The organism is Parageobacillus caldoxylosilyticus NBRC 107762 (genome assembly GCF_000632715.1).
Taxonomy (GTDB): Bacteria; Bacillota; Bacilli; order Bacillales; family Anoxybacillaceae; genus Saccharococcus; species Saccharococcus caldoxylosilyticus.
Genome location: NZ_BAWO01000001.1, coordinates 60,583 through 72,579 on the forward strand (window position 1 = coordinate 60,583; position 11,997 = coordinate 72,579).

Consider the following 11,997-nt stretch of genomic DNA (forward strand, 5'->3'; position numbering starts at 1 on the left):
CCATTATCCAATATGACCATTGCTAACTATTTTGATACCATTTTGTTAACACGGTGGATAAATCGGAAGCCACCCTATTTAAAATGGTAATGGCGCGGGAATACTCCATTCGTGTCGGTCCAAGAATCGCAATGGTCCCCAACTGCTCATCGCCGATCGAATACGTCGCTGTAATCAGGCTGCAGTTCTCCATTCCGCTTAATTGATTTTCACGGCCGATCGTCACTTGAATGCCTTTACGGTTATGTTTGCGCAACAAACGATAAAAATCTTTTTCCTGTTCAATCATTTTCATAAGCGGACGAATTTTTTGAATGTCGCTGAACTCCGGCTGGTTAAGCATATTCGTTTTCCCGGCAAAAAACATCTTTTCTTCCTGCGGGATGTCCAGCGTTTCGACAATCGTTTTCAACATGCTATCGTAGTTATGAATATGCTTGCGCAGCACATCAGCCACTTCTTTATAAATTTTATCCTTTAAATCGATCAGCGGGACGCCAATTAGCCGTTCGTTTAAAATATTCACCATTTTTTCTAGATCCGATGGGTTCACCGACGCAGGAACGGTAATAACATGGTTTTCTACATGTCCCGTATCGGTAACAATAATTGCCACAGCGGTTTGCTGGTTCAACGGAATGATTTGGATTCGTTTTAATTTATTCTCTTTCACCGCCGGCCCAAGAGCAATCGACGTATAATTCGTCAAATCGGATAAGATTTGCGCCGATTTTTGCACCACTTTCTCCAATTCGTAAATTCGCTCAGCAAAAATAGACTTGATTTTTTGAATATCTTCTTTCGTTAAACGCTGCGGCGATAACAAATGGTCGACATAATAACGATATCCTTTTTCCGACGGCACCCTACCGGAGGATACATGCGTTTTTTCGATATATCCAAGCTCCTCTAAATCTGCCATTTCATTGCGGATCGTCGCCGAACTTAAAGCAATTTCATGTTTTTTCGATAACGTCCGCGACCCGACAGGCTGTCCGGAGCGGATAAAATCATCAATAATCACTTGCAAAATAAGCAATTGGCGCTCCGTTAACACGCTCATCACCTCTGTTAGCACTCAAATACACCGAGTGCTAAATCTATTATTAAGGTATCAAATCCATATGCTAATGTCAATGTTTACATTCCGGTGAGAAACGCTTGAAACACCTCGTTGCCAAGGAGTCGTCCGCGGCGAGTCAGGCGCACGTGCGTGTCTGTTTCCTCAAGCAGCCCCTTTTGCCGTTCGGCACGAATGGCTGCCCCAAACACATCATGCATGTCTCTGCCGAACTTTTCGGAAAAGCGCCGTTTGGATACTCCTTCTGTTTTTCTCAGTCCCAAAAACATTTCTTCTTCCATTTGTTCCATCCATGTGACACGATGAACTTCACGATACGGCAGTCCTGTTTCCTGTACTTTGGCGATATATTGTTTAATCGGGCCGATATTAACGCGGCGAACGCCGTCTACATAGCTGTGGGCTCCTGCACCGATGCCGTAATATTCTTCATTGTTCCAATACGTTAAATTATGGCGGCTTTGAAAGCCCGGGCGCGCATAGTTGCTAATTTCATATTGCTGATATCCGTGAAGTTCCATCTGTCGCATCGCTTCCTCATACATTTCTGCTTCTTCCTCTTCGCTCGGTAACGGAAGCGTTCCTTTTCTCCACAGATTGTAAAAAATCGTTTTTGGCTCAATGATGAGAGAATAAGCGGAAATATGCTGAATATCAAGGGAAAAGGCGATTTCCAGGTCCTCCTGAAACTGCTGCAGCGTCTGGTTGGGCAACCCATACATTAAATCAATGCTGATATTATCAAAGCCGGCTTCTTTCGCTAATGAAATCGTACGCATGACATCGCCATAGCGATGTGTCCTTCCTATTGTCTTTAATAAGGAATCATGAAACGTTTGCACCCCGAAACTTAGGCGGTTGACCCCCGCGGCTTTTAACAGCTGCAGCTTTTCTTTTGAAAGTTCATTTGGATTCGCTTCAAATGTAAATTCCACTTCGTCTTTGGAAAAACGGAAGTGTTTATAAATGCTTTCGAGCAAAAAATCAAGCTGCTTCATTTCTAAAACAGTCGGAGTCCCGCCGCCGACAAACAAAGTATCAAGCCGCTCGGCCGGAAAGACTTCCACCGTTTTTTTCATTTCCCGCTCCATCGCTTGCAAATATTCATCCACCGGTTGGCCTTGGAAAAACACTTTATTAAAATCGCAATAGTAACAGATTTGCGCACAAAACGGTATGTGGAAATACGCGGATTTCACCAACATAAACATCCTTTCCTATAAATAAACAAGGCTATCCCGAAAAAGGAAGAGACAGCCTTGTACATACAGATTATTTTTTATTATCATCGATTTTTAAGACCGCCATAAACGCTTCTTGCGGAACTTCAACCGAACCGATTTGCTTCATCCGTTTTTTTCCTTCTTTTTGTTTTTCCAATAGTTTGCGCTTCCGTGATACGTCCCCGCCGTAACATTTCGCCAGCACGTTTTTGCGCAGCGCTTTAATGGTCGAACGGGCAATAATTTTATTGCCGATGGCCGCTTGCACCGGCACTTCAAACTGCTGGCGCGGGATTAAGTCTTTTAATTTTTCGACAATCACTTTCCCCCGCTCGTACGCCGCGTCGCGGTGAACAATGAACGATAACGCATCAATTTTTTCGCCGTTTAAAAGAATATCCATTTTCACTAAGTTTGACGGCTTATAGCCAATCAGTTCATAATCAAACGAAGCATATCCTTTTGTGCTCGATTTGAGCGTATCAAAGAAGTCATAGACAATTTCCGAGAGCGGAATATCATAAATTAAGGTGACGCGTTTTTCATCTAAATATTGCATATCGACAAAGTTGCCGCGTTTCGCTTGACACAGCTCCATCACCGGCCCCACATAATCATTCGGCACCATAATGGTCGCTTTGACGTATGGCTCCTCGACATGGTCAATTTTTTGCGGTTCCGGCATATTGGACGGATTATCAACTTCTACTTCCGTTCCGTCTGTTAAGTGCACTTTGTAGACGACGCTAGGCGCTGTTGTGATTAAATCAATATTAAATTCACGTTCAATGCGCTCTTGAACGATTTCCATATGCAATAACCCAAGGAAGCCGCAGCGGAAACCAAACCCGAGCGCTTGCGATGTTTCCGGTTCAAAATAAAGTGCCGCATCATTTAATTGCAGCTTTTCTAACGCTTCGCGCAAATCGTTATAGCGGGCTGTATCGATCGGATACATGCCGCAAAAGACCATTGGGTTTAGCTTGCGGTATCCTGGCAGCGGCTCGGAAGCCGGATTTTCTGCATCGGTGATCGTATCGCCGACGCGCGTGTCGCTTACATTTTTAATGGAAGCCGTTAAATAGCCGACATCGCCGACCGTTAATTCGTCGACTTGTTTTGGTTTTGGCGTAAACACACCGACTTCGACGACCTCAAACTCTTTGCCAGTAGACATCATCTTAATTCGCTGCCCCGGCTTCACCGTTCCATCGACAACGCGAATATAGGCGACAACGCCGCGATAGGAGTCGTACAGCGAATCAAAAATAAGCGCCTTTAACGGTGCGTCCGGGTCGCCGGATGGCGCTGGAATTTTCTCTACAATTTTTTCTAAAATTTCTTCAATGCCAATGCCGACTTTTGCCGAAGCCAGCACCGCATCCGATGCGTCAAGCCCGATTACTTCTTCAATCTCCTGGCGAACGCGTTCCGGTTCGGCGCTTGGCAAATCGATTTTATTAATGACCGGCAAAATTTCTAAATTATTATCGATCGCTAAATAGACGTTGGCCAGCGTCTGTGCCTCAATGCCCTGGGCCGCATCGACGACAAGAATCGCTCCTTCGCAAGCAGCAAGGCTTCGCGACACTTCATACGTAAAATCGACATGGCCAGGCGTATCGATTAAATGGAAAATATATTCTTCCCCATCTTTTGCTTTATACTTTAACTGAACCGCATTTAGTTTAATGGTAATGCCGCGCTCCCGCTCCAAATCCATCGAATCTAGCATTTGCTCTCGCATTTCCCGCTCGGAAAGCGCACCTGTTTTTTCTAAAATGCGGTCCGCGAGCGTCGACTTTCCATGGTCGATATGAGCAATAATGGAAAAATTGCGGATCCGATCGCGCCGTTTTAATCTTTCTTCTCGATTCATCTCTCTCACTCCTACTATTTCCCGAAACTACACTAGCTTTGATTATAGCAACAGAGCAAGCAAGATTCAATGACATAGTTTCGCAAACGCTCTCGTTATAAAGAAAAACATTGGCGAACCGTTTTCCTGCGTTTCGCCAATGTTCTTTTATCTTTCTGATTGTCACTTTCCGAATAGTTTGGTGAAAAACGAAAGCAGCTGTTCCATCAACGTCTCGATTGCGTTGGCAAATTGTTTGCCAAGCTCGGAAAAAAGGTTGAACGCTTTTATTTTTTCGATCTCTTCTTTTTTCTCCTGTAGATCATCTACTTCCACTTTTTTTCCGAATACAGACGCCTCGATTTCTCCGCTTTGGTTTTTGGAAAGATGGAGTACAGACGGCAGCGACGTGTCCTCATATCCTCTCATCTTTTGCATTCCTTCATTTGCCTGCTGCATGCCGAGCAATACGCCAAAAAAGAGGATCAGCACAGCAAAGCAAAATTGAACGATAAATTTGGCCATGCCACTCCGCTCCTTTATCGTTTTTCTGCCGGTGCGGGTGCCTGAACTTTTTGCGCCTGCCAATAATACTCGCTAAACGCATCGGCAAGCGCGGATGCAGACCGAAACAGCTCTTCAAAGGTATTATCCACTCCACCGACTTCAATTAAAATCGCATTTTGCGATAAATCTTGATTAAATTTTCCGTTCGTCCCGGCTCCTTTTTTCTCGATCACCCCGCGGCTCAGCCCAGGATATTTCTTTTGCAGCAATTGATGAAGCTGTGTAGCAAGCTGCAAATTTTTTTCATACTTCGCGTTTTCGCCGCCGATAATAAAAGCAACGCGTGCATAATCGACGCCATTAATCGTGACGGTTGTGTATTTTCGCCTGCGCGAATCGCGATGAATATCGATGAAATATTGCAAATCGTGGTTTCTGCCCATTGCTTCGACGACGGTTTTTCTCGACATATCATAAGCTTGATAATATTTCATTCCTTTTTTTTGCAGTTCCGCCTCAATATCCACCTTGCTTACTTCCGCTCCAATACCGCGTTTTTCTAATTCTTCCGCCAATTTTTCTCCTACTTTTGTCACATTTACCGTCCGATGGAACGCTAAATCAGGATCTGTCACTCCTTTTAAGGCAGGTAAGTATGATTCACGTGTATGTGTATGGTAAATATATACAACCCTTCTGCCGCCTGTCGTTTGCGTTGGTGGGGGAACTTGCTTCTCCTCATGTTTTTTATCTGCCTTCTCTAGGTCTTCGAGGGAAGCTTGCCGTTCTGCAAGCATCACCTCAAGCGGCGGGGCAGATTCGTACGGCATGTTTGTGTAGTCCGTTCCTTCTCCGGCAACGATAATTTTGCTGTCATATAAAGCAAATCCCGGAAGCTCGCTGCCGAGCAAGCTGCGCGGGTCGTCCGGATTCACGCTTGTTGCCATGCGAAACAACATGGCCGAATAACTCACCCGCTGCCGCTCCTTTGGCAGCATTTGCGAAAAATAATGGTTTTCAAAACTAAATAAGCGGACAAATGTCTCATTCGGAAAATGATTCGTTACGTAATTCACGGACGAAGAAGAAATTCGGTATTCGGGGTTTAATGATGTAATCGCTCCTACCAGCGTAAATACCATCATGCAGCCCAATACCGCTAAAATCATGATTTTTTTAAGGCTGGCTCCCGGAACGGCAACGATCATGTGCGGAGAACGCCACTTTTTCATGTTTTCACCCTTTCCCAGCTTGTCTACTAATTTAACGTATGGCCAAGCTGGAAAAGATAGAACTTCTTTTTTCTCTATTAATGGGTGTAGGAACCAGTATTATGTTGATCGATTTGCTCATGCAATGCAGCATTAAGCCCGCTTGCTAATAAATTGGCCATATCGCCAATAAACATATCGACTTCTTTTGGCGTCACCATTAAATTATGGCCAAGCGGAGCAAGCACTTCATAAATCAAGCGGCGCTTTTCCTCTTCCTCAAGCGTGCCGATCATGCCAAGAAATGTCGAACGCTGCTCCGGCGACGGCATGTCCTCTTCTGCCAGCTTCTTTTTCTTGCCAAATGTCCATCCCGCTGGAGCAAGAGCGCTAGACGGCCGGTTTCCTTCACGCAGTTCTCTGCCAAAATGCTTCAAAATAAAATCAATCGTATCACTTGTAATCGATACCGCATCGACCACGGTCGGCACCCCAATGGAAATAACAGGAATCCCTAACGTTTCTTTGCTTAATTCCTTTCGTTTATTTCCCACCCCCGAGCCTGGATGAATTCCGGTGTCGGAAATTTGAATCGTTGCATTGACCCGTTCGATTGAACGGGACGCTAAAGCATCAACCACAATGATAAAATCTGGATTTGTTTTTTTGACAACCCCATCGATAATATCGCTTGTTTCAATCCCTGTTGTTCCCATTACCCCCGGAGCAATTGCGCTTACCGGACGAAACCCTTCTTCGACGCTTTCCGGCTCAAGATGAAATAGATGCCTTGTAATCAGCAAATTTTCCACCGTCAACGGCCCTAACGCATCCGGTGTTACGTTCGAATTGCCCAAGCCAACAACAAGGCAGCTCGCTTCTTTGCCAATGTGCAATCGCTGCAAAAATTGGCTTAACTCCTTGGCGAATATTTCTTGCACTTTCTGCTGCAGCTCCGTATTATGTTCGCGAATACCCTGCGCCTCAATCGTCAAATAATTTCCTGGCTTTTTTCCAATCGATTTTGATCCTTCTTCCGTTACTTGTACATACGACAGCTTAACCCCATCTATTTCGCGGTCGCGAATCATGACGCCTTCAATCGGGGAGGCGCTTTCTTTCTTCTGTTGCAGGCGTTCCTCTACGGCGATTTCATGAGCTTCGATCGCTAAATCTGTCCGCACCGAATACATGCTTAAATCCACTGACTGATCCATATCGTTCCTCCTAAAACATATCGTTTTTCTTTTAGTGTCGCCGCTTTTTACACTTCTCATTCGTTTTTTGCACCATCAGTAAAGCATTTTTGCTTGAATGCTCTTGCATAATTAGACCTCGTTTGATAGAATAACACTTGTTCTTACTGTTCTTTAATACGGAAATAATATAAGGACAGAGATGGCAGATGACGGAGGTGAAAGAACGTGGCAAATATTAAATCGGCTATTAAACGTGCAAAAACAAGTGAAAAACGCCGTGCTCACAACGCTTCGATGAAATCGGCAATGCGTACAGCGATCAAAAAATTTGAAGCGTTGGTTGAATTAAAAGATGTAGAAAAAGCCCAAGAAGCATTCATTATTGCTTCCAAAAAGCTAGACAAAGCGGCAAGCAAAGGCCTCATTCATAAAAATACAGCTAGCCGGCAAAAATCCCGTCTAGCGAAAAAGCTAAACAGCATTATCGCATCCTAATAAAAAACGACCTGATGGCAGGTCGTTTTTTATATCGGCAAAAATATGATTATTCGGCTTTAGTGAACATTCCTTCATTCCAGCGCATCAGCAGCAGCTCCATTACCAGCTGCCGGTCCATCGCCCCGCTTTTCATCTCATAGTCCGCCTCGGCAATCTGCCTTACAGCCGCCGCCAGCTCTTGTTCGGAAAACAGCGCCGCTTGTCCCATCGCCAGCTTAACGCGAAACGGATGCACTTTCAAAATAGAAGCGATTTGCTGCTGGCCATATCCTCTCGACATCAGCCATTTTACTTGATATAAAAGGCGGAATTGACTGGCAAGGAGCGCCAAAATTTTCAGCGGCTCCTCGTTATTTTCGAGCAAATCGTAAAACACCTGCAGCGCCTCGGCGATTTGCCGCTTCGTCACTTTTTCCACTAATACGAACACGTTTTGCTCTAATGTGCGGGAAACGAGCATTTCCACCGTCTCTTGCTGGATCGTTCCTCCCGATCCGACAAACAAAGCAAGCTTGTCTAACTCGTTGGCAAGCGTTGTTAAATTCGTTCCCGCCAGCTTTAACAAAGTATCAATGGCATTTTCCTCTATCGTTACATTGTCCTGTTTTACTCTCTCCGCGATCCATGCGCGCAGTTCTTTTTCTGCAAGCGGGGCGGCCACTAAAACCTCGGCATGTTCCTTTATTAATTTCGTTATTTTTTTACGCTCGTCCAATTTTTCATACGGACCCGCGAAAATGACGATCGAAAAAGAAGAAGGAGACAATATGTACGATTCTAATTTTTTCAAGTCATGCTCCACTTCTTTTTCCTTCTCCGCTGTAAAAAAGTAAGGGTTTTTAATGAGAATGACGCGTTTCTCTCCAAAAAACGGAAACGTTTCTGCGTCTTCCAACGCCGTTTGCACCGGAGTCTCTTCGCAATCGTACACCGATGCATTCCATTCCCGTTCCTCTTCGGCTAATGCGGTGCGAAGCAAAAGTTCATATGTTTCCGTTAATAAAAACGATTCGGTGCCATATAATAAATAGAGGGGAGACAGACGACCTTTTTTGATTTTTCCCCAAAAGTCAACCACCATATTTCTCTTCTCCATTTCTGTCAACAATTTTTCTCTGTTGAAAAGATACAATGTTTTTCTTATTTTTACAAGGGAACCGGTTAGCGGGAAAACCGGCTCCCCTTTATATAAACGTTGACAAATAAGTCCTAGGACCTTATTTGTCAACGGGTTATTTTTATATTTTCCCGGGCGCAAAAAAGTATTTGTGTCAACTGTTGTTAACAAAGGAAATGGACAAGGGGATATAGATTTTTTTTTCTTTTTCGTCTATACTAAAAATGATTGCACGAGGAGGGGTAAAAGGATGAACGTATTTGAAAAAGACGTACAAAGCAAACGCAATGACGCCGTTGACTCTGCTGTTGGTTTTATCGTTTCATTCGGCTTTTTTGCAACGATGTTCATTATTGCCACATTAATTAAATTTTTCGGATCGTAAAGAGATTGCTTACATAAGCAGTCTCTTTTCTTTTTCGTACTATATGTTATGGCAACATGACAGAAAAGGTTCCGTGGTTTTTCACATAAGTATAGCGCACCGCACCATGCTGATCCGTCCGCAAAATAAGCGTATTTCTTTTCTGCAAACGTTCGATCACGGACGGAGAAGGATGGTGGTAACGGTTATGTTCGCCCACCGAAATGACTGCTATTTTCGGCTGGATTTGGTCCAAAAATAATTCTGTTGTCGAAGTGGCGCTTCCATGGTGCGCGACTTTTAACACGTCCGCTTTTAACCGCGGGAATGCGTTAACCAACTCTTTTTCCCCAGCTTCTTCTATATCCCCCGTAAACAGCCAGGATACGCCGCCAAGTTTTGCATATAATACAATGGAATTATTATTATCCTTGGCATCCGTCGCAGACGGATGGAGAACGTAAAAAGAAGTTCCGCCCGCACTCCATCGGTCTCCTCTTGCCACGTTCAACACGTGAATATGTTTTTGCCGCGCAAGTTGAAGGAGTTTTTCCTGCAGCGGCGAATGGTTTCCATCCCCCTTACTGACTAGCAGCTCCTTGACGGCAAATGTACGTATGATTTCTTCTGCCGCTCCAATATGATCCACGTCTTCGTGTGTAGTAATCAGCTTATCAAGCGATCTTACTCCGTTTGATTTTAAAAAAGGAATAACAACATCTTTGCCCACGTCCCATTTTCGTTTTCGTTGTTGCCACGTTTCCCTTTGCTGCGGCAATGTTCCGCCGGTATCAATTAGATACACCGCTTTGCGATAGGGCAATTCGATATAGATGCAGTCTCCTTGTCCGACATCTAAAAAAACAACCTCGCCATAACGGTCGATATACGGGCTCAACGCATGAAGCGCGATCACGATGAAAACCCATCCGATTCCCCAATAACGCCGCTTCTCCATTTGCACAAAGGCAACCAAAATGGCCGCAACATAGCCAATGAGCAGAAAAAAAGAAGGGCGGCCGAGCGTAAGCGATAGCGGATAGGAAGAGGAAAACAAGAGAACAACTTTGTCCGACCAAACAATCACCTTTTGCAGCAACCACATGAAAGGAACGGAAAAAAGCGGATTCATTGCACACACGGCAACGGATATCACAGAAAGCGGCAAAATAATAAAGGAATAAAGAGGCACAAAAATCATATTAAGAATGATGCCCCATAGCGACATTTCAAAAAAATAGTAGACAAGAAGCGGCAGTGCGCTCAATTGGGCAATCAACGCCGGCCAGAATAGGCGCCACAGTGCGGAATCGCAGAACATAATCACCCGCGAGGATAAAATAAGGGCAAACGTCACCGTAAACGATAATTGAAATCCGACATCCCATAACATATAAGGATCCGCGATGAGCATAAGGAGAAAAGCGATGCTTAACGTGTCCAGGGGCGGCAATGTCATCTTTCGGTAATTGGCTGCTAAAAAGAGCATCGCCGTCAAACAAGCGCGAATCACCGAAGGGGAAGAACCGGTTAACACGACATATACAGGCAGAAGAATCAGAAGCATAATTGTAGCCGTTTCCCTTGTGAACAAACGAATCAATAGAAAAAATACCGCTCCAACCAACAAGGTGACATGCAACCCGGAAATGGCCAACAAATGGATTAAGCCGAGCTTCTGATACCCTTCTAACAGCGCCTCATCCAGCTGTTTCCGCTCTCCATATATCAGCGCCTGCACAATGCCAACCGTTTCCGCCGGAAAATGGTCTTCAATTTGCCGGATTCCTTTTTCACGAAGAGAAAGAAGCTGTTCGTATATGGTAGGAGAAGAAAGATGGCAGTTTTGTGAAAGGATGGATTGTGGGGTTAAAATCCAATGAATGTGGTGAAATCGCAAATAACGGCGGTAATGAAACGCATTGGGGTTGCGCGGCAACGCCGGGCGCTCAAGCGTTCCCTTCACTTTACAGATGGTTCCGGGAGTCAAAAGCGACGAAAGCAATTGTTTTTCCCTTGAAGACTTTATGTAATACACAAGCTGAAGTTTCTCGCCGTTCACATTGACGATAGTCTGCAGCCGATCTCCCTCTATCGTAATAGGGGCAGTCAAACGAAACAAAAATACCGTCATGTTATACGAGAGATGCGTGTTATTTTGCTGATCCATATAAACGAAATGAAGGTAAAAAAGACAACTCGCAACGACAGAAACAAGAAAGAGGCGCCTTTTGCGGATGAAGAGAAACAAGACATAAAGAATGAGAAACAGCCAAGCAACAGTAGACCGCGCATAGGCAGCCGTTATGGAAAAAATAGCGGCTACAGCTATATAAACAACATTCCCCCTCACGTCTGCGCCCCTTTCTATGCATGATTCCGTCTGTTTATTTTTGTAAAAGTGACAATATTTTTTGATCGAATGGCACCTGTTGTACGTGGACTTCCGCTTGTTCAAACAACTCAAGCGCATATGGATGGTTTTTATAATCTTTCGCATAATATACGGCGCGAATTCCGCTTTGAATGATTGCCTTGCAGCAATGCAAGCACGGAAAATGCGTGACATACATTTCTGCTCCCTCTGTCGGGACGCCAAACTTGGCGCATTGCAAAATCGCATTCATTTCCGCGTGGATGGTACGAACACAATGTCCATCAATAACGTAACATCCCTCATCAATACAATGGGCGCCGCCAGCGATCGAACCGTTGTATCCTCCGGCAATAATCCGCTTATCACGGACGATCGTCGCCCCCACTGCCAGCCGTGTGCATGTGCTGCGCAAGGCTAGCAAATGGCTTTGTGCCATAAAATATTGATCCCATGTAATCCGCTTCATATTTTCTCCCCCGCTTGTCCATTGCAAATCGGTTTTTTCATGTTTATATGACATGTGGGCATATTTTTAGTGTAATCGCACAGCCAGCAACGCGTC

11 protein-coding genes are annotated in these 11,997 nt (G+C 44.6%); 2 read left to right on the forward strand and 9 right to left on the reverse strand.

From position 1 onward, the window contains the following. Positions 1–22: 22 nt before the first annotated feature. The 6 genes from hrcA to gpr all read right to left on the reverse strand — a co-directional run bounded on the left by hrcA (position 23) and on the right by gpr (position 7,097). On the reverse strand, positions 23–1,057 hold the full coding sequence (gene hrcA, locus GCA01S_RS00330; protein ID WP_042406309.1) for a heat-inducible transcriptional repressor HrcA: 1,035 nt from the start codon (positions 1,055–1,057) through the stop codon (positions 23–25). An 83-nt stretch (positions 1,058–1,140) separates the two neighbouring features. Next, a complete protein-coding gene (gene hemW, locus GCA01S_RS00335) occupies positions 1,141–2,283 on the reverse strand; it encodes a radical SAM family heme chaperone HemW (RefSeq protein WP_081160190.1) in 1,143 nt (380 codons plus the stop codon). 70 nt (positions 2,284–2,353) lie between these two features. Further along, positions 2,354–4,183 (reverse strand): translation elongation factor 4, encoded by a 1,830-nt coding sequence (gene lepA, locus GCA01S_RS00340; RefSeq protein ID WP_017435619.1) that lies wholly within the window; start codon positions 4,181–4,183, stop codon positions 2,354–2,356. 162 nt (positions 4,184–4,345) lie between these two features. Further along, positions 4,346–4,687: a YqxA family protein gene (locus GCA01S_RS00345; RefSeq protein WP_042406314.1), complete on the reverse strand. Its 342-nt coding sequence runs from the start codon at positions 4,685–4,687 to the stop codon at positions 4,346–4,348. Positions 4,688–4,701: 14 nt separating this feature from the next. Then, complete coding sequence (gene spoIIP, locus GCA01S_RS00350) at positions 4,702–5,901, reverse strand: stage II sporulation protein P (protein WP_017435617.1); 1,200 nt, start codon at positions 5,899–5,901, stop codon at positions 4,702–4,704. A 77-nt stretch (positions 5,902–5,978) separates the two neighbouring features. Continuing rightward, complete coding sequence (gene gpr / locus GCA01S_RS00355; protein WP_042406315.1) at positions 5,979–7,097, reverse strand: GPR endopeptidase; 1,119 nt, start codon at positions 7,095–7,097, stop codon at positions 5,979–5,981. Positions 7,098–7,304: 207 nt separating this feature from the next. On the opposite strand from gpr, the gene rpsT reads away from it, so the two are divergent. Further along, positions 7,305–7,574: a 30S ribosomal protein S20 gene (gene rpsT, locus GCA01S_RS00360; protein WP_042406317.1), complete on the forward strand. Its 270-nt coding sequence runs from the start codon at positions 7,305–7,307 to the stop codon at positions 7,572–7,574. A gap of 49 nt (positions 7,575–7,623) precedes the next feature. Here the strand turns inward: rpsT and holA are convergent, their stop codons facing one another. Next, the gene (gene holA, locus GCA01S_RS00365; protein WP_017435614.1) at positions 7,624–8,658 is read right to left on the reverse strand and encodes a DNA polymerase III subunit delta; all 1,035 of its coding nucleotides are present in this window, start codon (positions 8,656–8,658) and stop codon (positions 7,624–7,626) included. Between the two features lie 286 nt (positions 8,659–8,944). Here holA and GCA01S_RS19105 point away from each other — a divergent pair, with 286 nt between their 5' ends. Then, the gene (locus GCA01S_RS19105; protein WP_017435613.1) at positions 8,945–9,079 is read left to right on the forward strand and encodes a YqzM family protein; all 135 of its coding nucleotides are present in this window, start codon (positions 8,945–8,947) and stop codon (positions 9,077–9,079) included. A gap of 46 nt (positions 9,080–9,125) precedes the next feature. On the opposite strand, the gene GCA01S_RS00375 is transcribed toward GCA01S_RS19105, so the two are convergent. Next, positions 9,126–11,411 (reverse strand): DNA internalization-related competence protein ComEC/Rec2, encoded by a 2,286-nt coding sequence (locus GCA01S_RS00375; protein ID WP_042406320.1) that lies wholly within the window; start codon positions 11,409–11,411, stop codon positions 9,126–9,128. A gap of 34 nt (positions 11,412–11,445) precedes the next feature. After that, positions 11,446–11,901, reverse strand: coding sequence for a ComE operon protein 2 (locus GCA01S_RS00380; protein ID WP_017435611.1), 456 nt, complete (start codon positions 11,899–11,901; stop codon positions 11,446–11,448). Between the last annotated feature and the right edge of the window lie 96 nt (positions 11,902–11,997).

Bases quoted from the DNA above. Each gene is read 5' to 3' on its own strand.
- lepA (WP_017435619.1), bottom strand. From the start codon at position 4,183: ATGAATCGAGAAGAAAGATTAAAACGGCGCGATCGGATCCGCAATTTT.
- GCA01S_RS00345 (WP_042406314.1), bottom strand. From the start codon at position 4,687: ATGGCCAAATTTATCGTTCAATTTTGCTTTGCTGTGCTGATCCTCTTT.
- spoIIP (WP_017435617.1), bottom strand. From the start codon at position 5,901: ATGAAAAAGTGGCGTTCTCCGCACATGATCGTTGCCGTTCCGGGAGCC.
- gpr (WP_042406315.1), bottom strand. From the start codon at position 7,097: ATGGATCAGTCAGTGGATTTAAGCATGTATTCGGTGCGGACAGATTTA.
- holA (WP_017435614.1), bottom strand. From the start codon at position 8,658: ATGGTGGTTGACTTTTGGGGAAAAATCAAAAAAGGTCGTCTGTCTCCC.
- GCA01S_RS19105 (WP_017435613.1), top strand. From the start codon at position 8,945: ATGAACGTATTTGAAAAAGACGTACAAAGCAAACGCAATGACGCCGTT.
- GCA01S_RS00380 (WP_017435611.1), bottom strand. From the start codon at position 11,901: ATGAAGCGGATTACATGGGATCAATATTTTATGGCACAAAGCCATTTG.